The organism is Mesorhizobium loti (genome assembly GCF_003148495.1).
GTDB lineage: Bacteria > Pseudomonadota > Alphaproteobacteria > Rhizobiales > Rhizobiaceae > Mesorhizobium > Mesorhizobium loti.
In genome coordinates this window covers 85,454-111,387 of the sequence record NZ_QGGH01000012.1, presented here as the reverse complement: position 1 = coordinate 111,387, position 25,934 = coordinate 85,454, and the positions used below count along the sequence as shown (strand labels likewise).

The window sequence follows — 25,934 nt, the reverse complement described above, 5'->3', positions numbered from 1 at the left end:
ACCATCAACATTTAGAAGGACAGACCAGATGGCCATGATCCGCCGCACGCCTTACTATCACAAGCACGCGGCCGCTGGCGCGGAGTTCGTGGATCGCATCGGCTTTGCAGCCGCCTTGCACTTCGGGTCCATTGAAGCAGAGCACATAGCCGCTCGAGAAAACGTCGGCCTCTTCGACGTCTACTCGCAGTACTTCCTGGAAGTGACCGGACCGGACGCACTCAACGTGATGCAGAAGCTTTGCGTCAACGACATCGGGCGCGTCGGACCGTCGGGCGTTGTCTACACCTCGCTCTGCAACGCTGAGGGCGGGATGATCGACGACCTGTTGGTCTATCGTATGGCAGACGACACATTCAGGGTTTGCCCCACGCCGTCGCGGTTCGTTTCGGTCGAAGCTTGGATACGCGAGGTGGCTGGCGAACTTCGGGTCCAGGTCATCAACTATGGCGCTCGCTTTGCTTACATGTCGGTGCAGGGCCCGAACTCCCGAGCACTTCTTTCAAGACTTACCGACGCCGATCTGTCAGCGTCCAAGCTGAAGTACTTCAGGTTCGTCATGGGCGACCTGGCGGGTGTCCCCGACATGATGATCTCCCGCACCGGCTACTCGGGCGAGCTTGGCTACGAATTGTTCTATCCCTCTGAGTACGCCGAGCACGTCTGGGACCGCCTTATCGAGGCCGGAGCAGACCTGGGCGTGAAGGCTTGCGGACTGGGCTCGCTCGCTACCCTAAGGATGGAGAAGAAGTTTCCCCTGTATGGTCTTGATCTTTCGACGGGCAACACTCCCGTCGAAGCGGGTCTCGAATGGACTGTCCGTCTTGATAAACCCGATTTCATCGGCCGCAGCGTCATCGCGCGACAGATGGAGCAGGGGCCGTCCAAGCGCCTCATGTTGGTCGAGACCGCCGACCTTGATGTGCCGCTGGAGATCGGCGCCGACATCACAGTCGATGGCAGGAAAGCCGGCACCGTCACATCGGTCGCCAAAGGCTTCACGGTCAGGAAGGCCCTGGCGCAAGGGTACGTCATTTCGGACCTGGCCAATGACGGGCAGCCGGTGGTTGTCGAAGCCAAGGCGCGTGCCAGCCAAGCTGTCCTTCGCAGCGAGGCGCTCTACGACCCGAATAGGATGCGGGCCAGATCCTAAGAAACCAGTGAGGCAGGCGACCAACCTCGCCTCAGGAGCATGCGTTTTGAACTGTGAATGGGAACAAGAACAGGAGGAGAGCATGAAATACTTCAAGTCGAATGGCGGGCGCGTTCCTGCGTCCGTCGACGAAATGGCCAAGGACGCTCGCGAGGGCCGGGTGGACCGGCGCGAGTTCCTTGCAATCGCGAGCGTGTTCGGCGCATCGGCCGCCATGGCCTACGGCATGGCGGGCCTTGCCGTGCCGCAGCCGGCCTTCGCTGAAGAGCCGAAGAAGGGCGGAACCCTGCGCGTGGCTATGTCCGTCAAGGGGCAGAAGGACCCGCGCACGTACGATTGGGGAGAAATGGCAAATGTTTCTCGCTGCTGGCTCGAGCCTTTGGTGCGATACACGCACAAGTTCACATTCGAACCGGTTCTGCTTGAGAGCTGGGGCGTCAACGATGACGCCACCGAATACGTTCTGCACGTGCGCGAGGGCGTGACGTGGAACAACGGCGACGTCTTCCATGCTGACGATGTCGTTTTCAACATTACCCGCTGGTGTGAAAAGGGTGTTGCCGGTAACTCCATGGCAGCGCGCATGGGTTCTCTGATCGACGACATGACCGGCAAGGCGAAGGACGGCGCGATCACGAAGGTCGATGATTACACCGTGAAGCTGAAGCTGAACGGGCCAGACATCTCAATTATCCCTGGCTTCACGGACTACCCGGCTCTCATCGTGCATCGCAACTTCGACAAGGACGGCGCCGATCCGGTCAAGAAGCCGATCGGTACGGGACCATTCGAACTTGTTTCCTACGATGTCGGCCAGAAAGCGGTCGTCAAGCGCCGCGAGAATGGCAAATGGTGGAGTGGAGAAGCGCCGCTCGACGGCGTACAGTTCATCGACTACGGCCAGGATTTCACTGCTACGATCTCGGCGTTCGACTCCGGCGAAATCGATTTGGATTACGAGACCCCGTCCGACTATATCGATGCACTGGACAAGATGGGCTTGGTTAAGTCCGAGGTGGCGACGGCGACCACTGTTGTTGCGCGCACTAACGTCGCGCACAAACCGTATGACGACAAAAGGGTGCGCAACGCCCTGCAAATGGCGGTCGACAATAACGCCGTGCTGCAGCTCGGCTACAACGGTCGCGGCACGGTCGGCGAGAATCACCACGTCAGTCCGATTCAGCCCGAGTATTTCCCGCTTCCAAAACAGGCACGTGACGCCGCCGGCGCCAAGAAGCTGATGGCGGAAGCCGGACAGGCCGATTACGAGCACGAACTGATCACCATCGAAGACGACTGGCAGAAGGCCACAGGGGATGCGATTGCCGGCCAGCTACGGGAAGCCGGTATCAAGGTGAAGCGAACGGTATTGCCTGGTTCGACGTTCTGGAACGACTGGACGAAATATCCTTATTCGCTCACGATTTGGTATATGCGTCCGCTGGCAGTCCAGACGCTCGCTCTGGCTTATCGCTCGGGCGAAGCCTGGAACGAGACCGGGTACGCCAATCCCGAGTTCGACGCCAAGTTGAGAGAGGCTCTTTCGATCAGCGACCCCGGCAAGCGTAAGGAGGTCATGAAGGACGTCGAGCGGATCCTGCAGGATTCCGGTATTATCATCCAGCCGTACTGGCAGAAGCTTTACTGCCATATGAGCAAGAAGCTGAAGAACTACGGCATGCACCAGACCTACGAGATCGATCTTCAAAACGTCTGGCTGGACGCATAGGCAAGCTCATACGGCAGCCGATGCCTTCTGGTGTCGGCATAGCGTTCGGAGCGGCACACACCGCGGCTTTCGCAATTGCCGCGACAACTAGAGGAGGTTCCTGGGGGATGCGACATCCTCCAGGTTCGATACAAGCAGGCATTCGTCAAGATTGCCGCACGCAAGGCCAACCCGTCGCCCGGATCAACTCCCAAGGCTGCACCGCAAGCCTAGTCGGTACCCGCCAAGGGGCGGGTACCGACCTTTCGTTAAGTTGAGCGGCACGATCCCATCATGTCTGGTGAAAACGTCATCCTGTCTAACCTTTCCGACGAACTTGTGCAGCAGATGCGCGACGACCTCTATGACGGGTTGAAGGAAGAGATCGAGGAAGGCACCAACATCCTGCTCGAGCGCGGCTGGGCGCCCTACAAGGTGCTGACCGAGGCACTGGTCGAAGGCATGCGCATCGTCGGCGAGGATTTTCGCGATGGCATCCTGTTCGTGCCGGAAGTGCTGCTTTCGGCCACGCCATGAAGGCCGGCATGTTCATCCTGCGCCCGCTGCTGGCCGCATCGGCGCCCAAGCAGGGCAAGATGGTGATCGGCACCGTCAAGGGCGACATCCACGACATCGGCAAGAACCTCGTCGGCATGATGATGGAGGGCGCTGGCATCGACCTCATCGACCTCGGCATCAACAATGCGGTCGAGAAATATCTCGATGCCATCGAGCAGCACCAGCCCGACATCGTCGGCATGTCGGCGCTGCTGACCACCACCATGCCCTACATGAAGGCGGCGCGCCGCTCAACGGGGAATTCGGCAAGGCCGTCGGCGCCGATGCCTATTGGCGCGATGTGGCGATGGCGGTCGAGACCGCCAAGGATTTCATGAAGCGCAATTGCGGAACCGCGCGACCAGTCTCGTATGTCGGCCAACGCATGTCGACGACCCATTAGGGAAGATATGACCGAATGAATGCACCATTTTTGGCGGTGGATCGAGCTCGCGACGTTCGTCGGGACTTTGGGCGGCTGCCAAAGGGGGCGGATGTGGAGGCGTATCGAGTGGTCATCCTTGCGCTTCCGGGATTCTCGCAACTCACCCTTTCATCTTTTGTAGATCCCCTCCGGCTTGCGAACTCAGTCTCCAGCCGGGCTTCCTTCGAGTGGGCCATCGCGAGCCTGGATGGTAATCCAGTCGAGTGTGCCAGTGGCCTCTGGCTGTCGGCCAGCACGGACTTCGCGAGAACGGGGCAAAGCCTGCAGACCGGCAAGCGCCCGAACATGGTGATTGTTTGCGCCGGCGATCGAGTAGAGAAACAGTCGTCAGCTTCTCTGCTCCGCATTCTCCGCCTGTGCGGAAGGCACGGCGTGCCAATAGCCGCCCTAGGCACCGCGACTTGGCTATTGGCGGAAAGCGGCTTGCTCGACGATACGGCGTGCACGATCCATTGGGACAAGCGCGCAGCTCTCTCTGAAACGTTTCGTCGCCTTCAGGTAACTGACCGACTCTTTGTTAGAAATGCTCGTGTCGCCACCTGTGCAGGAGAGTTCGCGTCCTTCGACTTCGTGATGGAGTTGATCGGCGAACATCTCGGCGAAGAGGCCGCATTGGCAGTTTGCAGACATACGATCGCTTCGCACTGGCGCTCGGCTTCAGACAGACAATGGACCTCAAGCACTGATGCGACCGGCATCGGCAAGGCACTGGCGGAAGTGATCTGTATCATGGAGGAGTATGTTGAAAATCCCCTCCCTCTCCGCGACATCGCTAGGCGCGTTGGCCGCTCACAGCGCCAGATTGAACGACTTTTCAAGCACTCAGTGTCGTCCTCTCCAATGCGCTACTATCTCCATATGAGACTCGCCCGCGCCAAGCGCCTAGTCGAGCAAACTGAGTTACCGATGGTGGAAATCGCGATCGCATGCGGCTTCGTTTCGGCATCACATTTTTCGAAGTGCTTCCGTACAGTATTCGACATCAACCCCAGTGCCTGCAGGAACTGATCAGGGTCGATCAATTAGGGTCTCGAGAGCCCAGCTCACCCAATGGTACAAGCAGGGTCGTTCCGTTGCAAAGTTTTGTCGGGTCAGAGAATTTGCCAGAGTGGTGGCAACCTCATGCGGCAGCGAGGATTTCTAACTGCTCGGCGAGAGACGGGTTCGGATTGAAGGCGTACCGCGCTTGTCGTTTGCGCATCATGTGGACCATCTCGATGCCGGACAGGGTGACCGCGGCGGCGTGCGTCGATTTGAAACCGAGCATCGGCCGCACGCGGCGCGGATCGGCTTCGACCGGCGCCGGGACCAATCCTGCAATCGACTTGTGGCATCGCAGGAAACGATGATGGCGCGATAGAGGGGAGCATAAGGATTTGAGTGCGTCGGCGCCTGGATGCTGCATTTTTCGAGGCTTAATACCTGGCCTGCTTGCTCCCCTGTCAACGCTTCACGTACGTCCTCACGGCCGCCCGCGCATGACTCGGGGCTCTTCTTCATCGGAAGAGACTTTCACTCTCTAGAGAAGCTGCTGGCTGGGGATATTCCGGTCGGATTGGCCGGCGGGGAGGACGACGGCAAAGAGGAAGAACCTGAGGTCGATGTCGTTGAGGACCAAGTGTCTTGAGCGGGTCAATGCCAGGTTGCAACCGCAGGCAGCAATTCACGACCAGGCCGATTGATCGTGCGGCAGCCGACGATCGGGGTCATGAACGGCGATGCTGTCGCCTTCGATAAGATTGGCTGGAAAGATCATCAGATTGATGCCCCGCCGGGATGATGCAGCGACGGAAATGCACGATCTGTGGTCTGGCTACAACGTATCTGCGAGCTGGTTGGCCACCACACGGTCCAGAAGTTCGGCAAAGCGGTTATTATCCTGAGCCATCTTCCAGAAATTCACGAAACGGCAGACGAGCTGAACATTGCCGATCGAATAATGGCCGTAGCTGTCAATCCGGTCCGGAGAAACGAGCATATCGCTATCGCAATCGTCCTGCCCATGCAGATGCATCGTAAGGCCGGTGATAGCGCATTTCCCCTTCTGCTCCTCGTAGAGGTTGGCAAGATGAGCCTTCATCTCGGCCTCGGAACAATGGAGTTCCTTGTTCTTTAAGGTTTTGAAGACCTTCTGGCCATTCGAATTCGCAACCGTGCCCGTAATCGAGAGCATGAGATTTGCGAGAGTGAGCTCATGCAGCGACACGCTCGATCCGAGGGCCTTCCCTTTTTGCACGCCGAGGCGTTCTTCCCACTTTGGGCGCGAATGCCATGGAGTGAGATCACCTCCGTCGATGAGGGCCTGTACATAGGCCTTCATATCCGCATTGGCGACGCTGAACATCGCCGCCATTGAGGAGATATAGTCCTTCGCCACGGGATGGATCGTCTTCCATGACAACGGCTTCATTTTCTTGTCATGGCGGGACCACTTGGTGACAGGCTTCGCGAGCATAACGCTGTCGGGATCGGAGTGATCAAAAACCGGATCGGCACTCGTCGTCCGGGCCCAATAGAGACTATCGCTGTTCTTGTCTCTGTGGAGCCAGAGATCGCCTTCACTGCGCGTCAGGTCGTTACCTCGATTGAACCAGAGCGTCGCCCGACCTTTGACGTCGGCCTCCGAGTCGTCTTTGGCGGCGCCAGCTTTCGTAACCTCCAGATAGCTATCGTAGTCTTCTGCGCGCCATGGATCAAAATAGGTCTTGCCAAATTCGAGGGCTACGAGGCTCTCGCTGAGGCACCGAGACCAAAGGCTGTTTTCGTTCCCCGTCATGATGACATAGATTTTGCCTGCCAAATCGCTCCCCCAATGTACCCAGTCCTCATGCCTTTTACCGACGGCGTACTGAGGCGCGGTTAAGCCGACCAATCAATCCAGACATCTCATGCTAATGTATCTGTTGCTCTTCAAGTCCGCCGTCGTGGGGATCTGCGACAGAACTCAGCCAATCAGTGAGATCACGGCAGCCGGTATTGAGCCTTTGCATTCGCTAGAAAAAACCGAGAGGAGGCGGCAGATCGTCGATAGCGGCGGCAAGCCCTCAATGCGTCGACCGTCGCTAGACGTTGACGGCATGCACAGTCCCTCCGATCAGGCCGCCATCGGCTGGGCTGTCGGCCCGACACCGATCACCGCACCTGTGGTCATTAGCACGATCAGACCGCGCTCGGCTCCGGTCATGTCGAGATAGGCTCGAACCTGCGCGCGGTAGTGGTCGAGTGTCTGGGGATCGGGCGCCACATCGCTCTTCCAATCGACGACGACGGCTGGACGGCCTTCAGACGTCAGAGTTAGGGCATCCGCGATTCCGGTCGTTGCCGTTTCCATCCTATCGTCCGCATGCCCGGCGTAGACGGGAAACTCGGCCAGGAGAGCCGGCCGCAAGGCCGCGATTTGGGGCAGGGCAAGGGTCTGGACGACACAGCCCGCCAGTTCCTCGGCAGACAGTCCCGTCGCCGGGTCGGCGACCGGAAACCGGCCGAGGGCGCGGATGAGTATGGTGGCTCGGTCTGCAAGGGCTGCCTTTGCCTCATTGGTTTCCCTGGTCAGCACCTCTTCCATGAGCTTGTGCAGGATCAGTCCGCGTTCGCGGCTTCCTTGAACCAGAACAGCGGCTTGCAGTTCGGCTGGCTGGTCATCAGCCGATCCGGTCCAGATCCCGGCCTCTTCTTCCTGCAGCACCGCTCCGGCGGTGTTCTCATCTCGGCTGGGCGCAAGCCAGATCAGCCGTGCCTGCCGCTGGGTAACGGCTTCGGCTTCCGTGGCGAAAATTGCGCGAGTTTGGGTATTGGCCGCTCCGTTGGCTGCCGTCGCGACGTCGGCGGGTAGATGCGAGAGGTCCAGGCCGGGGAGTTCGGCCAGCGAAAGATCGACGAGACCGATCCAGGCGGACTTCGACGGCGTTGTGTCGAGCCGGGGCAGGACGAGAAGTTCGCGGGCGCGCGTGGCGGCCACGTACCAGAGGCGGACGCGCTCCCGATCAAGCTCGTCTTTCTCAGCCTGGCGCGCGACTTCGTAGCCGTCCGGCGCGACGCCCAGGACCGGGCAATAGAAGGTGTCCGTCTGACGGTCGATGACCGCACTGTCGGGCGCCATGACGCCCGTCATGGTGTTGACCGGGATGACGATTGGCCACTCGAGGCCTTTGGCCGCGTGCATGGTGAAGAGCGCGACGGCTTCTTCCTGCGCATCTGGCCGACCCTCCACTGCGCGCGCCTCGTCGGTCCAGGCTGCGGTCATCGCCTCGGCGAAGGAGCGAAGACCGCGAACGGAGTAGCTGGTCGACAGGCTCAAATAGAGATCAACATTGGCGAGCGCGCGTTCGGCCTGGCCGCGATGACGCGCGAGAAGGAGCGGCCGAACTCGCATCATGTCCACGGCCTGCGAGAGCAACTCGTGCGGCGTCGTGCTGTTGCTGCGGCGGTAGAGCGTCTGCAGCTTTTCGATGGTCTCTCGTGCAAGCGGATGAACGATGGCGGCGGGATCGACGCCGAGGTCGAGACGGGCAATTCGGTCGGGCTGTTCTTCGGAACGCGGCAGCGCCCAGACAATGTCCAGAAGTTCCTCTTCGGTGAGGCCGACTAGCGGCCCGCGCAGCAGCGAGCCAAGCGCCAGCGTGTCGCGCCGGTCGGTGAGAACGCGGGTCAGCGCGATCAGGTCCTGGATTTCCTGGCGGCGGAAGAGACCCTTGCCGGCTTGTGTCGCCACCGGAATGCCGCGACGTTCGAGCGCCTCCTCATAGCGCCACAGCTCTGCGCCGGTCGGGGCCAGCAAAGCGATATCGCCGGCCTGGCAAGGACGTTGGGTCCCACTGCGCCGGTCGACAATCGGATGAGTATCAATCAGGCGCGCGCACAGATCTGCGATGGCATCGGCCTCGGCATCGCGCTGCCGCTCGGCGCTGGCCTTGCCGTTTTCGTCCGCCACGGCCACGTCGAGGGCCGCCACGCACAGGTCGCCGCGATCGTCGTGAAAAGGGTCGAGAGCGGTAAAACCGGGCTGGCCATCGGCCGAGAGCACCGCCTCGAAGCGCTCGTTGACGAAGGTGAGGATCGAGGCGCAGGAACGGAAATTGGTGGAGATCGACCGAAGGCTGTCGGGGTCCTGCGTCCGAAAGGCATCGCGAGCCTGCACATAGGCGCCGACGTCGGCGCCGCGGAAGCGATAGATTGCTTGCTTGGGGTCGCCGACCAGAAACAGCGCGCCCGGCCGGATCCGGAACCGTGTCCAGTCGTCAACGTCGTCGACCGGATCGCCGCACAGCCGCCAGAAGATCTCGGTTTGCAGGGGATCGGTGTCCTGGAACTCATCGACGAGGACACGCGCGAAGCGCTGTCCCAGCGCGCGCCGGACATCGTTATGGTCGCGCAGCAGGTCGCGCGCCGCGAAGATCAGGTCATCAAAGTCGAGCTGGGCGCTCGCCCGTTTGTAGTCGCGATAGCGCTGCAGGATCGGACGCGCGTCGTCGATCAGCGCCTCCAGAACCTGGCCGGCCGCGGCTTGAAGAAGCAAACCCCAAGCCTCGCAGCAAGCGTTGTAGCAGACCTCCGCTGCATCGTTCAGCCGATCTCCATCGGCCTTGGAGAGGCCAGCCTGCTTCGCCGCGGCAGCCCATTTGCCCTTCTTGCGATAGGAGGCAAAAGCGCCTGCCTTGGTGCAAAGATCCGGGTGCGGACGCAAGGTCAGAAGCTGGACCAGGCCGGAGGGCGTCGCGGGATCGGGACCGGCAGCCAACGCGGCCGCCATCTCGGCCAGCCGCTGGACGATCGCGAGCGTTTCCGGCTCGGTCGCCGCTGCCCTGCGCATGAAGGCCGCGAAATCCGCCGTCGCCTGCCGAAAGGCTGTCAGATGACCGTCAAGCGGCGATACGGGCGGCGCTGCGAGGGTGCGGCAGCGGCGCAGATTCTCAGCGATCTTGTGGACGAGCGCCACGGTTTCACCGGGGCTGTGCAGCACCATTTCGGCTAGGATGCCGTCCTGATCGCCGGACAGACGCTCGCGCAGCCAGCCATCGACGATCTCAAGGAAGGTGAGATCGGCCTGGTTGCGGTCCATGACGCCGGCGCCGGGATCGATGTCGGCTTCGGCCGGATAGGGCTTTATCAGACGCTGGCAGAAGCCGTGAATGGTCGAGCAGGTGATTTCGTCGATCACGGCGGTCGCGGCGGCGAGATTGTCGCGCTGCGCCTGCGACAAGCCACCGGGCAGCGCCACGCGCAGCTCGGTCGAGATGTTGCCGGCCGCAAGATCGGCAACAAATTCGCGCACGCGCGAAAGCAGCTCACTGGCTGCTAGCTCTGTAAAGGTGACGGCGGCGATGGCGCGCGGGGGAACGCCCTCCGCGAGCATGACGGCGATGCGTCCGGCCATGACGGCAGTTTTGCCGGAGCCTGCGCCAGCTTCGACCAGGATCGAGCGATCATGGAGACTGATCGCGTCGCGTCGCGCGTCGTCATCCTTGAGGGCCCTAGACACGCTGCTCATTATTCCGCCTCCCAGATTTGAGTGACCTGACCGAGCCGTTCGGTCGCGGCCGGCATCTTGCGTTTGCAATAGGTGGCGCTGGCATTCGCCGGCAGGGCAAAGGCGAGATCGTCGTAGTCGCCGCCGGTGTCGGGGCCTGGCAGCGCGGCACCGCCGGCGAAGCTGCTCCTCGCCGCGCGCAGATAGTCAGTGATCTCAGCGAGGACCGCGTCCGGATCTTCGAGCTGGAGGTTGATTGGCTCACGCGGGTAGAGCAGCGAGGCGCTGATCGTGACATCATCGCCCAGCAGCGCCTTCACCGCGAAGGCATAGAGGCAGCGCTGAAGCTCGCGGCCGCCGTTCAGCCGGATGTCGCCTCGCGGAGGACGGCCGGTCTTGTAGTCGCGGACCAGCGCGCGCTTGCCGTCGCCTGCAATGTCCAGCCTGTCAATATAGCCGGCGATATTGAAACCCGTGTCGGGAATCGTGACCGGCACATTGGGGTCCCACGGCGTCTGCGCGTCCGACTTGGGCTCGGCCCCGCCGAACGGCACCTCGCTATAGGAGCGGGCACCCGGCAGAAGCACGTCGCCATAGGCAAGAGCCCGCGCCGCCGTCAGCCGGGCATCACCCAGGGTGCGCCCCCAGATGACGGCCGGCGGGACCGCACGTTCGCTTTCCCAATCGGCGGCGACAAGCGCCGCGGCCTGGTCAACCGTCGCCGTGATCGCCGCGGCGTCGGCGGACACCAATCCACCGGCGCTCTCCAGATCGCGTAAGGCGCGATCGAGAACCATGTGAACCAGATCGCCGACGCCGAGTGCGTCGAGCACGAGCGGTTCGATGGTGCTTTCTGGCACGCGCCAGCCGAAGGCATAAACCCAGGCAAAGCTCAGCGGGTTGCGCAGCAGACGCCGGAGTGAGCTGGCCGATTGGGTGCGGGCCAGAATTGCGAGAATGAGCGGATGATCGGGCCGGATGAGGCCGTCATGCGGCGTGATCTCGGTGTGCCGCCAGTCGCGCCAGCAGCCTTGCGCGCTGAGCGCCTGCCGGTCGGCGCTAAACTCCTGCGGCCTGGCCATGAGGCGGTCGGTTTCGCTAAACGCATGGATCGGAACGGCGTTGCGACGGAGATAGATTTCCTGACCGTGCGCAGCGAGGAGGGGGCTGCGTCCCAGCAGCCGTCCGTCGCTGTCGCGACGGGCGCGCGAGAGGACGACTTCGCCGGTCGTCGTTGCCAGGATCGTCTCGAAGTCTCGGCGATCGGCCAGGCTCACCGGGAGCGGGTCGAGCTCGGCAGTGGGGATGATATGGTCCGGGATCAGCCGGTCCTCGGCAATTCCGCGCGGCCAGTGCGAAGAGTTGAGGCCTATCAGCCGCACAAAGCGCCGCGGCGAGGCTGCTAGCGCGCTAGCAGGCATCCAGCCGACGGACACGCACGCCTCCAGCCCGTCATCCTGCTTCAGGGTTTCGAGGGTGGTGTCGATCGAGGCCGCCGGCCCGGCGAGGAGGCCCTTGCGCCAGATGGCGAGCGCGCGGCCCTTAAGAAAGGCCTCACCGATCTCCGGTGCTGCGTCGGCCCCCTTGGCGAGCAGGTCGATGGCCGCGCGCAAGGCCGGGGCGTGATCCGCGTCGTCCGGCCAGTCCTCGGGCTTCAATCGCGCCAGCAGGCGGTCCCAGGCGTTGGGCGTCGACATCGGCGCATCGGCCGGCAGGATCCGCAGCCAGCCTTCGGGAAGTGACGCAAAAGGCGTGGAATTCCGACACAGGGCGGCGAGACGACGGAACCGGGACTGCGACAGGCCGCGAACGACGATGTCGGCCAGCGCGGCCGCGGCCTGGCCATCGCGGGTGGTGACGGTCTTGACGCCTTGGACGAAGTGCAGGTCGATGTTGGCGTCCGCGCGCAGGCCGAGGAAGTGATCGTCGTAGTCGGCGGGCGAGGCCGTGGCGATCGCGATATCGGACGGCGCCGCGCGCCCGGAGGCGAGAAGCGACCGCGCCCAGCGCATGGCCTCGATGGCTTCGTGATAGGCCGTAGCCGCGCTGGCCGTGCTGACTTCCGGGGTCTGCGAAGGCGCGCGCAGCACCGCGACACCCGTGCCCTCCAACCAGGCCGGCGTCGGCCTCGGCCCGGCCGTCCATCGCACGGGAATGTGCGCGGTGAGCGCTTTCAGGAGCGGCCGCCAGCAGGGCGAGAGTTCGGTGAGGCCAGCGATCTCCATCGGGCCGAGAACGGCGGGCGCATGGGTGATACGGCTGGTAGCGTCGGCGACGATGTCGATGGGCCGCATCATGGCGGCTGGTAGCTGCGCCAGGACCGCCGACTCCAATCGAGCGATGGCGTCGAGTCGCGGATGCTCGACCGCGCGCGCTGCAAGGTCGATACCAGCGCGCCAGGCCTTGTGCAGGGTGTCCGCGGCTGCGTCTATCATCCCGGGCAGCGACTTGATGCTCTCCAGCTCGCCCATCGGCGTTGCCGGCAGGACCGTCTGGATCGCCACGCGAAGGCTTTCATCATCAATTGGGCGGACGAAACCTCCAGCGAGCCGCACCGCCGCCTGCTCGAACGACATGACCTGCAGGCCATGACGGCGGTCGCGCGCCGCCGCCAGGCGGCCTTCCCGCATGGCGAGGCGGCCGTGAACGACGAGGGTGGATCGGCCCGAGATGGCCATGGTGGTTCCCTCCTTTCGAGGTCAGTTCTCATTCGGGCGCCGGCTCAGAGCCGGGGCTGCCGCGCTGGCGAGCGCGTGACTGTTGCGTGGCGGTATTATTTTGGCGGGGCTACTTTGTGGGAAGTCTGTCAAACCCGTTCAGAGAGGCTCTCTATAACAGGTAGACAGTAGAATACCGGGCGAGATGCTTCTGATGGAATGTAATCCACAAGTTTATCGTTAGAATCGACCAGATATATGGCTCCAAAGGCGCCGCCAGAAGCCTGGTGTCGCCTTGGGCGGAGCAGGTTGAGCAGAAGGCTCGACCGTGGGCGATTGCCCGTAGAAACGAGCTTTGGCGGCACGATCACGACTGCGCTCGGACTCCACCTGCTCGTCGCTCCACGGGCCGGCTTCGACCACCTTGCCGCGGTCGATCAAATAATGTGACCGGCACTTCAACGTCCAGTTGCCGATCGACGGATGAAGCGAGATGGTCTCACCGTCGAAGGTCATCTTCCAGTCCGTCGGCGTGAACGGCGTGACAACTTCCTCGCCGCAACCGCAGCAGCAGCTGTGGGCCGATGTCGCATATTCCATCGACAGGTACAGCACGCCTGCCCCAAGGCGCTCGGGGATGTGGTCGACGAAACGATGCTCGAGTCGCTTGTGCCGTATCATGTGAGATCCCCATTGATCAGCATGTTGCCGTCGGTGGTGTAAGTGCAGTGATGCTCATGTTCGAGGTCTCGGTAGAAGCCGCGGATTTTCTTCCACTTCACCACTGCCAGGACAGCATTCAGGGCATTGAGATCCGCAACCTGAATGTTGGATGCATAAATGGCCTCCACGCGGCCACCGACGAATGAAATGCGCTGAGGCACATGATCCCGCTTCTGAGGCGTGCTGGCGGTCACCCGCAGGATGCCGCCGAGTGATCCTTCGTCGAGCTCGAGGCCCATGCCGACATCGATGAACGCGGCGCCGATCGCCTCGAGCTTCTCCACGATCAGCCGCTTCGCATCGCTGGCATCGAACGACAGGAACGCGAAGGTGACGCCGTCGAGAAGGTGCAGGTTGTCCGGTCCGAGCGCCACGTCATGCGCCACGATATTGCGATGCATCCGGCTATAGATATCCTTCAGATATTCGACTTTCTTTGGCGCTTCTCGCAGTTCGTCCAGGCTCGGAGCGCCCGGTGCCCGAAACGCGTTGTGGGTCAAGAACTCGTCGCTGTCGAAGAGTCGGATCTCGCGAACCGGCGTCTTGGCGACGAAGTCCAGGATGTAGCCGCCAGTGCCGCCGACCCCGATGATGGCAACCCGCTCGCTGGCCAGCCGTTCGGCCAAGGCGCCGATCCCGACACGGTCGGAGGCGGTCTCGACATAATTGAAGACGCTGTCTTCCTCTGCTTCAGGCTCACGGATGGTGCGAGCCGTCATGCCGGGGTTCAGCACCGCGGCCGGACCGGCGATGATGTTAGCGTAGCTGGTCATCTTGTGGTGATAGTCCGCGTAGCCCTCGGCGGGTTTGCTTGAGAAGGCATGCGTCGCCTTCAGGCCATGGCCGAGATCGAAGGCGCCGGTCTGGTGCGCGATGCCCTGGATGGGCGACCCGTCGGCGTGACACGGGAAGTCGCCATCCCAGTGGGCGACATGGGTGTCGGGCTTGCGCGTCCGGTCCCCGGCCAGCGTGAGGCTGGAGATCAGGGTGCCAATGCGCAGCTGCCGTTGTGCATCGACATAGGGCACCTCGCGCATGACGAGATATCCACCGCGCTGCTGGACGAAGTAGCCTTCGTCCCTCAGCCGCTTGAGGTCTGGATTAAGACTGAACAGTGCGTGTGACATTGAACACGGTCCCCTTTTTCTTGACGTCGACAGAGCCGCCAGCGCCGAGCTCACCGGCGTGCGGTGTCGATGCCGCGTGCCGGTAGGTCATCGAGAAGACGACGTTGGGCTCATGCTGACCCGGAAAGGCCAGCTGGACGATCTGCTCGAACGTCACCGTGCGCGCGTTCACGGTGCGCGGCCGCGAATTGACGATGATCTCGAACGTCAGCCGCGCGGTGATGAACCGCTCGATGCCGGGCTCGGCCAGATCGATCAGCTCACCAAGCTCGATCAAGCGGTCTTCGCCGCCAGGGACCTCAAGGAAAACGCCGTCGCCATCGCCGGGCTTGGCAAGGCCATAGAGCACTACCCCGCTGATGACGGGCTTGCCCCAGCGCAGCTCGTCGTCGTTGACCGTCAGCTTGAAGTCGCGATCAGTCAGGAAGGCGACGAAGCGCTCGGTACCGTGCTCGCGCAGGTCGAAGGGTTCGTCTAGCCGCACGTCCTCAAAATCGCCCGAGGGCAGGACCGCGAAGAGGCTGTAGCCGTCCTGAGGGTCTAGAGCGGCGGCTTCGAGCAGCTGGCGGCCGAGCGGCACAGGATCGCTCACCTGGCGGGACAGGAAGTTGAGATCGCCCTGGGCGAGGAGGAAGCGATATCCCCGCGCCGGACGCAGTGACCGCCCTTCGCGCAGGGCGTCGCCGACGTCGTCGTAGTCGAGAAGTTCTTCAGTGTTCATACGATTGGTCCTTAGGTTGGGCCAAGGCGGGGCCACGGCTCTAAGGGTCCAATCGGATCGAGATTCGCCGACCGGTAAGGTCAGGCGAACTTTTTTTGCAGGGGGCCGTCGGGTGTCGGTCCGCAGATGAAGAAGGCCGGGCAGTTCGGACAGGTGCGCGATGAGACCTCGGCCGGGAACCGTCCAGCGCGGATGTCGCCGAGAAACTTTGAAAGCTTGTCCGTGCGTCCCTTCAACTCGCGGTCTGAGAGGGAAAGCTCGGATGCCTCGCCGTCGGAGAGATGGACGAGCTCCGCAACAGCACCTGGATAGGCCTGTTTGACCGCCAGGATCAGCGCCGCGGCGCCGACATCCTTGCTCTCGGCCGATCGCATGTGACCCGTGCGGACGCGGCGCACGGCGCGGATGCCGTCCGGCCGCATCAACACCTCGTCCGGCTCGACGAGGATTTCTTCGCCGCCGAGGTTGATACTGACCGCCACCGGCGCCTCAGCGATCGCTCCTGCGCGGCCCGACAGAAAGAAACGCAGCATCGCCGATGCGAGATCGCGGAATTCAGCGCGATAGCCATGCTCGCCTAGTCCCTCGTCGGCAAGCGCAGTATCGGTGCGATCAGTGAGTTCCTGCTCGGTCACAGGCACGTCCGACGCGATTACCGCCTCGACTACCGAGCGAACCGCCTCGTGCAAGTGCATAAAGGCCGTAGTGGTTCGGCGCCCACCGACGTGCAGGACATGGGTATAGAAAAAGCGGCGCGGGCAGGATTCATACAGAGCGATTTGCGGAGCTCCGAAGCGCAACCGCCCGTCGATGACCAATTCGACTCCCCGCGCTTCCGCCGCCACCGGAAGCGGCCGCGCTGGGACAACCGAGCGCCGTGTCAAGGCGCTCCCGAGGCGGTCGAGGAATGGCGAAAGCGGTCGACTGTGACCGTTGCTCTTCTCTGTCGGCGCATAAAGGATCAGGCGATCGCGGGCGCGCGACTGTGCCACGTAGAAGAGGCACTCCTGCTCCTCTGCCTGCCCTGCGCGATATGCCTCGAGCGCGCTGCCTTCGGCGCCCGCAATCATGCCGTCGGGCGCTGGACATGGCGGCGCCGGCGGCGTGCGCGGGATCGTATCGCTGTTGAGCCCCGGCATATGCACACCACCGAACTCGAGGCCCTTTGCGCCGTGAATGGTCATTAGACGCACGGCGTCGAGATGTTGAGCGGCCGCCGGCAATTGGCGCAGGTCGCGATCGTCACCGAGACGCACAAGCCTGCGCACACGATCGAGCATGCGCGTGATCGGTAGTCCGCGGCCCGCTGGCTGAACGCGCATGAAGTTGAGAAACTGCCAGATTGCGATGCCGCGCGTACGATCGGCGAGGTCCTCGGACACGCCAAAGCGCGCGGCGATGCGCGTGCGATCGAGCAATAGCGTCGCGAGCACAGTCCAGGGCGAGGCTGTCTGGTCGAAGCCGCTGAGCGCGATCGCAAGCTTGGAGAGTGTCTGACGGCCGGTGTCGCTTACGCTCGGGATTGCATCGACGTGCTGAAGCCAGCTGCCGGAGGGGTGCTCGGCTGCCCGCAGGTGCTCAAAGATCGCCGCCACGTCAGAGAAGGAAGTTGTGAAGTCGGGCCAGCACGCTACACGCAGCATGCCCATGGCGCGCCGATCGACGAGAACGGAGAGCAAGGCCAGGAGATCCTTGACCTCGGCCCGCTCGAATAGGCTGCCCAGAAACAAGACGGGGACACCAAGCCGTTCGAGGTCCTGCCCGATCGTCGACAGCTTCTCATTGCCGGTGCATAGGACCGCCTGGTCACGGTAGGCGAAGCCCTCACTGCGAAGTTGCTCGATCGCGTCTGCAAGAGCAACTTGCTGCTGCTCGGCCCGCTGCACGGTCCGCAGTTCGGGCTTTTGACCTTTGCCGTCCCGATGCGCTTCAAGGCCGCTGTCCGCGTCGCCGGAGCACATGGTGGTAGCGAAGCTGGAGAAGCTTTCGACAATTTCCGGCACCGAACGATAGTTGCGCTTCAAACGGCCGCGCTTGCCGTTAGCGAAGTCCTCTTTGCCGAACCGTGCCATGTTGAAGGAAGAGGCGCCGCGAAACCGGTAGATCGACTGCTTGGCGTCACCGACCATCCAGAGATTGCGGCCATCTGGTCGCAACGCATGCAGCAACCGCACGCTGCTGCGGTTCACGTCCTGATACTCATCCACCAGGACATGGTCATATTGCGCCTGCAGCGTTGCGCAGATGGCCGCGTCGGTCTCAAGCAGTTGTACCGGCAGAGTGACGAGATCGCCGAAATCAACACAATGCGCGTTGCGCTTGAGCTGTTCAATAGGCGGCGTAGACGCGTGCCACCTCGCCGGCGCGTTCAGCGACCTCGCGCGTATCGGAGTCCCCGGCCTTCGCAAGCATTGCGCCGGCGAGCGTGGCGTAGGTTTCGGCGTCGACCACCTCGTCTTTTGCCCGTGAGACGGCGGCCAACATGTCGGCGATGATCTGGGTCGGATCGTAGAGATTGCGGTAATGAACAAGCCTCAGGCGCGGGAACTCCTCCTCGAGGAGCTCGACCGCCTCGGTCCGATCCATCATCCGCGGGTCTTTCGGCAGGCCCAGTTCTACATGGAAACGACGGATGATATCGAGACCGAATGCGTGGAACGTGCCGATCCACATCGCGGCAGCAGCCTCGGGCCGCTTGCGGGCGATCCGCTCCGCCATCTCGCCCGCCGCCTTGTTCGAGAAGGTCAGAAGCAAGATGCGCCGCGGATCGACACCCTCGTCCAGAAGGCCTTCGACGCGAGCGATCAACGTCTGCGTCTTGCCAGTGCCGGGACCCGCCTCAAGCAGATAGGCTTCGCCGCGATGTGCCGCCGCCGAGGCTTGCAGCGAATTCAGCGGCCGCTCGACATGCGTCGTGGCTGTCGCGGGAGGCACCGGGGGCAGCAGCAAGGCGTCGAACAGCTGCTGCGCGACGACCTCGAACGGTGCGCCGAATTTCGCGGCAATGGCGGACGCGGAGAGCCCTTCATCGATATGAAGTGCGCGCGCCAGGATGCGCGGGAGCAGCAGCTCGCGTGCAAACAGGTCCATCTGGGGGTCAGGACAAGAGCTGTTCAAAATCTTGCGCTAAGGGCGAACGGATCGTGAACTCTATGCTGCTCGACGGATTGGGGTCGGAAGTCTTAGCGATCGGAATCCTTCAGGCATTTGATGTTCCGCGTCCCAAGTGTAGATGCCGGTCAGGTTGATGTGCTCCCAACTCAACGGCGAGATGTGCTTCAGCAGATGATCCGGAACCTCTCGACGTGCACTGCGCAAATGGGCAACCGCCCGCTCTATGTAAACTGTATTCCAATGCACGATCGCGCTGACGACGAGGTTCAAGCCTGATGCGCGAAACGCCTGGCTTTCGAACGACCGATCGCGGATTTCGCCCCGCTCATGGAAGAAAACGGCACGCTTGAGTTTGTGTGCCGCCTCGCCTTTGTTGAGACCGGCTTGGCAGCGCCGGCGCAATGCCGGACTTGAGTACCATTCGATCATGAAGAGGGACCGCTCGATGCGACCGAGTTCCCGCAGCGCCCTGGCGAGTTGGCTCTCCTTTGGCGATGCCGAGAGCTTCTTCAGGATGGTCGACGGCACGACGGATCGCGTCGTGATCGACGCTGCCAGGTGAAGCAGATCGTCCCAGTGGTCGAGAATGAGCGTGGTGTTGATCGGTGCTCCGATGTGGTTCGACAGTGCTGGGTATGCGTCGCCCTTCTCGAACGTGTGGAACTTCCGATCTTTGAGATTGCGTAACCGAGGTGCGAAGCGTTTGCCGATCAAGGCGAACAATCCGAAGACGTGATCGCTGGCGCCGCCGGTGTCGGTGAAGTGCTCTTGGATATCGAGGACCGTGTCCTGATCGAAAAGCCCGTCGAGTACATAGGCGGCCTCGCTTTCGGTCGGACTGATCGGCAGGATACTGAAATACCCGTACTGGTCGGACAGGTGGCTGTAGAACTTCGATCCGGGCTCGCTGCCGTAGTGCAAGTTGATATCTCCGCGCTTGGCGGCACGGTCGCTTGCGCGGAAGAATTGACCATCCGACGAAGATGTCGTTCCGTCGCCCCAAAGTCGGGAATGCGGGTGCCGGGCATGCGCATCTGTCACGCACGCCTGAGCCGCGCGATATGTCTCTGAACGAGCATGGAATGTGCGCATCCAGCCGATCTGGTGTGCGCTGATCCCCTTGGACGCGCTTGCCATCCGCTTCGGCCCGAGGTTGGTCGCATCCGCCAGAACGCCGGCCAGCATGGCCGAGACATTCCTTGGGTTGTCACCTGTGCGAACATGCGTGAAATGATCGGCGAAGCCGGTCCACTCGTGCACTTCTCGTAGGAGGTCCGGCACCTCGACCAGCGGATAGAGCTCGCTGATCTCGGCATTCAGTTCTTCGGCTGCAGCGGGAACCTCGCCGGTATTCGGCGTGACGATCAACGTTCCCCCTTCAAGACGAACACCTTCGAGCTTTCCGGACCGCGCTCTATGCGCCAGTCGCTTCAGGTTGAAGTCGAGCATTTGCCGCGCTTCGGCTAGCCACTCGGCGGCATCGCCCTGTACGCCCAGTCCGAGCCGATCCTGCTCCTTCATGGTGATAAACGTTGATCGCGGCATCAAATGCTCGTCAATCGGTCGGAAGGATCGACTGCCGTCGACCCAGATGTCCGCTGATCGAAGCCTGTCTCTCAATGCCGCTAGTGTTGCAAGCTCATAGAGGCGGCGATCAGGTCTTTCCTGCCCGAAGATCAGCTTCCGATCGGCTTGGCTGAGGTGGCTGACTGGGACGGCCTCCGGCAATGTCCGACGCTTCTCCGAATAGAGCCGTTTCAACATCCCGACCGCGGCAAGAAGCGGGTCATAGCGGCGCGCCGAGCGGAGCGTGAATGCCTGCAGGAAGACGCCGGCGTACTTATTGACGGTCGCATATTGTTCGGCTGCCACGGTCAGGGGTGATGCCTCGTTGACCTCGACCATCGACTCAAGTTCAGGCTTCATTCGGAGCAGCCGATGCCAACCAACTTCCTGATCAAGAACCTCCAATGCGTTCCGCCCATAATCGTTCGCGGATTGCAGGGCAGTGATCGTGTCGAGGAACATGCGCAGCGCCTTGGCAGTGTCCGTACGACCTTCCATATGCCGCTGCTTCTTGCGGCTGTTGGCTTGCGAGAACAGCCGACCCATGAGCTTGATGAACATCGTTACAGCGTCATCGGTGAGCTTCTGGCCGAGCTTGATTGCTTGAGCCACGATCAGAGCGTGACGGCGACTTGCGTTGAAGTCGTTGGCAAGCCAAGCCGGCGTGGCGTTGCCTTCGCGGATCATCTGATCCCAACGTCCCGAAGATATGCGCGCTTGAAATTTCGGGTCTATCTCCAGCGTCCGCAGGAATGCAATCCGTTCGGTCAGTCCGACAAGGTTGGATGCACCCGGCGCTTCTGGCGCCGATCGCAGCCAATGAAAGCGCGTCTGCCCGATTGTCGGGTCAACCTCCAGAAGACGGTCGAGGTCTTGTAGCCTATCTGACGAAATGCCTTCGATCAGGGTCCTTTCCGCCCGCCGACGAGCGATAGCGCGAGCGGCGAGCCCCATCCGCTCGATAATGTTGGCCGCCGGGAGCAGCGAATTTCGATTGCGGAGCTCCGCCACAATGGCACCAGCAAGCGAAGTACCGGCGTCTGTTGTTGAGGCTATCTCGATTGCCGACAGCAATGCGGCACGCCGATCTTCGGCTGTTGCGTTTCGCCTCTGCAGATAACCCAAGAGGTGAGCAATGTGATTGCTGCGGGTCTCCTCACGACGGGCATACAGCCTGAATGCGGTGGAGCTTACGCCTACTTGCTCGGCAACATAGTCGAGCATCGCTTTCGGCGGAACCTCGTTAGCCAACAGTGGCCGGCCGGGGTAGCGCATCAAGCAGAGTTGGATCGCGAAGCCGAGCTGATTGTGTTCGCGCCGCCGTAGCTGGATTTCCAGCAAATCGGCCGGTGAAAGAGAATAGTGGCTGATCAGACCGTCGTCATCGACCGGAATGTCGAATAGCGTCTTTCGCTCGTGTTCTTTGAGAAGCGCTCGTCGGGCCACTTTCCACTCCACTCCAGAACGGTAGTGGCCAAGCCTCTGTCCAAAGCGGCCTAACGGTACAGGAGGCAAATGGCGTATCCACAGCGAACATCCGGGTGTTCACTCTTCGTTCGACCTTAGCGCAAGATTCTGCACAGCTCTTGTTCCGGCCCCAATGTGCCAGAAACCTGGACCAAGGTCTTTCGGCGATCCTGAACGCATTTCATAGCATTTATGACGCCGCAAAGGACGATCCTCGAATCGTGTTTGAGTGGAACCGAACTGCGCCAACAGCGACACTGTTGGCAATTCGGAACGCCCGACATCATAACCACGCCAACCGAATCAGAAGCCTGGAGACCTTCTTCACAAGGGGGAGCCAAGCCGGGAGGTCGAAGAACTATGGGTTGTTTACCTATGGTCCGCCACCGGAAGTAGGGGAGCCGGCCTTTATCCAGGCGATTTCGTGGGAAGATACCGACGCTCTGCTCAACATGCCGCACAAAGCCTCCCATCTTAGCGCGGAAAGGGTGGCGACCATATATTCCTATGTCGGAGGTGAGGCTATGGCTGCCTTCGCCTCCCTACAAGATGCAAGGCTTCCGATCTTCTTCGATGCCTTGCCGCTTATCGTAAATGCGGCGAAAGCAATAGTGTCGGTGCTCGGGCCACATATTAAAACGCTCTCGGTAGAAAGCGAAACCTTTTTGGATCACTTCAAGTTGGTTCCTAGCGTTGATACCGCTGTTCGACAGGCACGGGTTGAGCTGTTCGAAATCTAAACGCGCGATTGCACCGACGACGCGCGCACACCTGGCGCACGTTGCCGCGCTCGTGGGATTTCACTGTTTATGGGCCGTTCAGCATTTGCTGAAGCCGTAATTGTGAAATTAAGTTGACGTATTTCACCTGTTCGGTCGGTCATGGGGCGCCCCGAGCGCCGAATTCCAGCTTCACCCATATTTAGCGTCGTTGGTTTAGGAATCCTATCAATCCGACTACCGCGACAATGTCAAAAGCCGTCCAAATCCTTGAATGGGCTCGTAGCAATCAGCAAGATGAAGCGCATCCCACGCCATGGCCTGGGAACTGGTAACAACGGGGATACCAAGCTCCCTTTCCAAGTCTTTGATATGAGGCACGACGGGCGTTGCGCAGCATGAGATGAAAAGCGCATCCGGCAAACCATCCAAAGTCAATGTCTTAGCTGCTCCGAAGATAGATTCGCTACTTAGCTCGCATATTTCATGATCGGTCGAATAAGGGAAAGTTCCATTTGCTACAATTTCGAAGCCGGTTCCGCCAAAGAAGCTAAGAAATGATTTATGCGTTTCTAATCCGTAGGGGGTCAATAATGCTATACGCGACGCGTTTAACCGCCTCAAAGCTAAGATGGCCGCCGAAGCCGGCGACGTATACTTGGCGCCAGGGAACGCCTTACTAAGCTCGGAAAACAGCCTTTCCAGACCCCAAGCTACAGTACCGCTGGTGCAACTGAACGCCACCACGTCCATTCGATCAACCGGCGGCAGATCATTGGCCACCTCAGCCAAGGTCCTGGTTAGTGAAAACCCGTTAACGGTATTGTAGCCACACCTCGTCTCGAAGACCGAAACCTTTTCCTTTGGCATTATAGAGTTGAAAGCTATGCCAGCCACCTCGTCGGTATTGAGAACGATCAGGCCAACAGTAGCTGCCTTAGATGGTTTTGTGACGCGGTCTAGTATCTGAGTGTCAAGTTCTGTCATGATGCCCTCAATGAGAATTCAGGTTCGCGCCTCTCGCATTGAATCGACGCGTCGACACATGTGTTTTGGCGCAAAGTGCGATAACAGGCACGAAACGTATGGTGCTTTGCCGCGCTCGGTAGTTCGAAAAATCAGCCCGTGTGCGTGCGCTTCGCTCGCGCGGCCAAGCCGACCTGAGGGTGGCCCCTTCACAAGTTCGGTTGGTCGGCGATCTAATGCCAAGCATAACGCCGGCAAGCAATTGGCGCCTTTGCAGGGAAGTATATTCCGCGCATCTGGATCGTTGATCGTCATGCTCCAGCCAGAACTGTGATCGGCACGGCAGTTGCATTTTGAGCGATTTCGCAAATGAGTGAGATTGATTTTCGACGGTATATTGCGGCAATTCTGCGTATTACCGCCACTCCGGTATAATTTAGCCGCATCCACCCACGGCAGGCTACTTGCTCGGGTCAGGGTGTGAAAGGTGCAGGCTGCTCTCCGTTTTCATCTCGCCCCGACGCGGCTAAAAGATATTATCGCGGCGAAGATGGTCTGACAGTTGGAGATTCATTCAGCATTTTGAACGAGGGCCGACGGTTTGAGCCCAGCACACCTCATCAATCGGCCCCCCTGCCCAGCTTAAGAAGCGGAGGGCCATCCGGCCGAACTCAAGCGCCTTCTGCAACTCTGGCAGGGGTGACGGAAAGATCGCCGACCAGGCCAGTCGCAACTTGGAAGATCGGTGCCTCCTCGTCCTTGTTGATAGCGACGATGACCTTCGAATCCCTCATGCCGGCGAGATGTTGGATCGCGCCCGAAATGCCAGCCTCGATGTAGAGATCGGGGATGACGACCTTGCCGACCTGCGTTGAACATAGCGGGAAGGAAGAGACATCTTCCAGCCGATGGGCATCATCCGCGGCTTCGGCGGGCTGTAGGCTGCCGCCTCAATGCAATTGCGGCCCTCTCTTTACCAATAACGAATGAGAACATGCACTATACCCAATCAACCCTCTCAAGACAAATCCAACCAAATGGTTTTGAGCTGAGTATATTGATCGTGGGCGTGGATAGATTTATCGCGCCCTCCAAAGCCCGATTGCTTGTATCCCCCGAAGGGAGTAGAAGCGTCGCCTTCTCCGAAGCTGTTAACGGTAACGGTGCCAGCCTTCAAGCTTCGTGCACCATGGAGCGCTCTTTTTGCATTTCCGGTGAAGATTGACGCCGTTAGACCATAGTCAGTATCGTTGGCGATTTGGATAGCTTCATCAAGGCTTTCTACAGTTATGACTGATAGGATAGGTCCGAAAATCTCGTCGCGGGCGGCTCTTACCTGATTGTTGGACACATCCATTACGGTGGGCTCTACATAGATGCCTTCGACGGTCGAACCGCCGATGTACAACTTCTCGCCGCCATCAAGATAGGAACAAACCTTGTCGAAATGCGCTTTCGAGACGAGGGCGCCAATACGGTTCCCCGGGTTAAGCGGGTCGCCTAGCGGCCATTCACGAACACATGCCACGATGCGCTCCAGCAAGGGGGCTTTGACGTCTTTGTGAACTATGAGCCGGGATATTGCAGAACAGTTCTCTCCCATGTTCCAAAAAGCCCCGTTCACCACATGGGCAGCCACGCTTTCCAAGTTCTCGGCATCATCCATCACTATACAGGGGTTTTTGCCCCCCATTTCCAGAACAATTTCCTTGATATTGCTGTCGGCGGCATAGCGTAAGAACCGTCGGCCGGTTTCGGTAGAGCCTGTAAAGGACACCATATCGACGTCCGTGTGCAGGCCTAGCGGCTGGCCGACATCAGCTCCGGACCCCGTTACGACATTCAGCACTCCTTTAGGAACCCCTGCTTCATGCGCCAGCTCGGCGACACGAAGGGTTGTAAGCGATGTGTCCTCCGCGGGTTTGACGACAACGGAACAGCCCGCCGCCAGCGCCGGCCCAATTTTCCATGCCAGCATTAGCAGTGGGAAGTTCCAGGGCAAGACAAGGCCGACGACGCCGATGGGCTCACGCACGATCATCGCCATGTGACCATCTGACGCGGGTGACACTTGATCGTAAATCTTGTCTATCGCCTCGGCATGCCATTTTATGCAGTTAATGGCTTCGGGAAGGTCAACGCTCTCGCAATCGTAGATCGTCTTACCGCTGTCGATTGACTCCATCACAGCCAGTTCGCGCGCATTGCGCCGCAAAAGCTCAACCAAACGCAGCAGCACGGCCTTACGGTCTGCAGGCAGCATCTTGCACCAGCGGCCATCCTTGAAGGCCTCGCGAGCCTTAGCCACTGCGAGATCCACATCATTCTTGTCACAAGCGGCAATATTAGCAAGCACCTTGCCCGTCGCCGGGTTTATGGATTCGAAGGTCTTTCCCGAGATAGCCGGTCGAAACGTTCCGTCTATGAATGCTTGCGTTGGCAGCAGAATTGATCCCGCTATTGCTCTATATTCCTCCACAGTCAGACAATTACTCATGACTTCGCACCAGATACACTAGTGAATATCTGTAGAACATAATT

The 25,934-nt window shown here is 60.7% G+C and carries 15 protein-coding genes and 3 pseudogenes; 5 read left to right on the top strand and 13 right to left on the bottom strand.

Features of this window, described 5'->3' with window-relative positions:
* The first annotated feature begins 28 nt into the window (after positions 1 to 28).
* The 4 genes and pseudogenes from gcvT (at position 29) to C8D77_RS29185 (ending at position 4,875) form a co-directional block, all read left to right on the top strand.
* Complete coding sequence (gene gcvT, locus C8D77_RS29200) at positions 29 to 1,153, top strand: glycine cleavage system aminomethyltransferase GcvT (RefSeq protein ID WP_109670771.1); 1,125 nt, start codon at positions 29 to 31, stop codon at positions 1,151 to 1,153.
* An 82-nt stretch (positions 1,154 to 1,235) separates the two neighbouring features.
* The gene (locus tag C8D77_RS29195) at positions 1,236 to 2,885 is read left to right on the top strand and encodes an ABC transporter substrate-binding protein (RefSeq protein ID WP_109670769.1); all 1,650 of its coding nucleotides are present in this window, start codon (positions 1,236 to 1,238) and stop codon (positions 2,883 to 2,885) included.
* 273 nt (positions 2,886 to 3,158) lie between these two features.
* Positions 3,159 to 3,825, top strand: a pseudogene (locus C8D77_RS29190) (corrinoid protein).
* A 15-nt stretch (positions 3,826 to 3,840) separates the two neighbouring features.
* Complete coding sequence (locus C8D77_RS29185) at positions 3,841 to 4,875, top strand: GlxA family transcriptional regulator (protein ID WP_109670767.1); 1,035 nt, start codon at positions 3,841 to 3,843, stop codon at positions 4,873 to 4,875.
* Positions 4,876 to 4,987: 112 nt separating this feature from the next.
* Here the strand turns inward: C8D77_RS29185 and C8D77_RS29180 are convergent.
* The 10 genes and pseudogenes from C8D77_RS29180 to C8D77_RS29135 form a co-directional block, all read right to left on the bottom strand.
* Positions 4,988 to 5,223, bottom strand: a pseudogene (locus tag C8D77_RS29180) (IS6 family transposase); the annotation flags it as partial.
* A 457-nt stretch (positions 5,224 to 5,680) separates the two neighbouring features.
* Entirely contained in the window at positions 5,681 to 6,667 is a 987-nt protein-coding gene (locus C8D77_RS29170) for a hypothetical protein (protein WP_146211838.1), read from the bottom strand.
* Between the two features lie 294 nt (positions 6,668 to 6,961).
* On the bottom strand, positions 6,962 to 10,354 hold the full coding sequence (locus C8D77_RS29165) for a UvrD-helicase domain-containing protein (RefSeq protein WP_109670763.1): 3,393 nt from the start codon (positions 10,352 to 10,354) through the stop codon (positions 6,962 to 6,964).
* Complete coding sequence (locus C8D77_RS29160) at positions 10,354 to 13,011, bottom strand: PD-(D/E)XK nuclease family protein (RefSeq protein ID WP_109670761.1); 2,658 nt, start codon at positions 13,009 to 13,011, stop codon at positions 10,354 to 10,356. Before C8D77_RS29160 ends, C8D77_RS29165 begins: the two co-directional genes overlap by 1 nt.
* A 219-nt stretch (positions 13,012 to 13,230) precedes the next feature.
* Positions 13,231 to 13,671, bottom strand: coding sequence for a ubiquitination-like system serine protease family protein (locus C8D77_RS29155; RefSeq protein ID WP_109670758.1), 441 nt, complete (start codon positions 13,669 to 13,671; stop codon positions 13,231 to 13,233).
* On the bottom strand, positions 13,668 to 14,840 hold the full coding sequence (locus C8D77_RS29150; protein ID WP_109670756.1) for a ThiF family adenylyltransferase: 1,173 nt from the start codon (positions 14,838 to 14,840) through the stop codon (positions 13,668 to 13,670). Before C8D77_RS29150 ends, C8D77_RS29155 begins: the two co-directional genes overlap by 4 nt.
* Positions 14,815 to 15,561 (bottom strand): multiubiquitin domain-containing protein, encoded by a 747-nt coding sequence (locus C8D77_RS29145; RefSeq protein WP_109670754.1) that lies wholly within the window; start codon positions 15,559 to 15,561, stop codon positions 14,815 to 14,817. Before C8D77_RS29145 ends, C8D77_RS29150 begins: the two co-directional genes overlap by 26 nt.
* A gap of 80 nt (positions 15,562 to 15,641) precedes the next feature.
* Positions 15,642 to 17,969: an ATP-dependent helicase gene (locus C8D77_RS29140; RefSeq protein ID WP_245951903.1), complete on the bottom strand. Its 2,328-nt coding sequence runs from the start codon at positions 17,967 to 17,969 to the stop codon at positions 15,642 to 15,644.
* Positions 17,890 to 18,651, bottom strand: coding sequence for an ATP-dependent helicase (locus C8D77_RS38445; RefSeq protein WP_245951902.1), 762 nt, complete (start codon positions 18,649 to 18,651; stop codon positions 17,890 to 17,892). Before C8D77_RS38445 ends, C8D77_RS29140 begins: the two co-directional genes overlap by 80 nt.
* 60 nt (positions 18,652 to 18,711) lie before the next feature.
* Entirely contained in the window at positions 18,712 to 21,687 is a 2,976-nt protein-coding gene (locus tag C8D77_RS29135; protein WP_109670752.1) for a Tn3 family transposase, read from the bottom strand.
* A gap of 95 nt (positions 21,688 to 21,782) precedes the next feature.
* Between C8D77_RS29135 and C8D77_RS38110 the strand changes: the two genes are divergently transcribed.
* Entirely contained in the window at positions 21,783 to 22,448 is a 666-nt protein-coding gene (locus tag C8D77_RS38110; protein ID WP_109670750.1) for a hypothetical protein, read from the top strand.
* A gap of 216 nt (positions 22,449 to 22,664) precedes the next feature.
* Here the strand turns inward: C8D77_RS38110 and C8D77_RS29125 are convergent, their stop codons facing one another.
* The 3 genes and pseudogenes from C8D77_RS29125 to C8D77_RS29115 form a co-directional block, all read right to left on the bottom strand.
* Positions 22,665 to 23,414, bottom strand: a complete 750-nt coding sequence (locus C8D77_RS29125; protein ID WP_109670748.1) for a maleate cis-trans isomerase family protein — start codon at positions 23,412 to 23,414, stop codon at positions 22,665 to 22,667.
* Between the two features lie 652 nt (positions 23,415 to 24,066).
* Positions 24,067 to 24,262 (bottom strand): annotated as a pseudogene (locus tag C8D77_RS29120) (FAD-binding protein); the annotation flags it as partial.
* 149 nt (positions 24,263 to 24,411) lie between these two features.
* On the bottom strand, positions 24,412 to 25,890 hold the full coding sequence (locus C8D77_RS29115; protein ID WP_109670746.1) for an aldehyde dehydrogenase: 1,479 nt from the start codon (positions 25,888 to 25,890) through the stop codon (positions 24,412 to 24,414).
* Between the last annotated feature and the right edge of the window lie 44 nt (positions 25,891 to 25,934).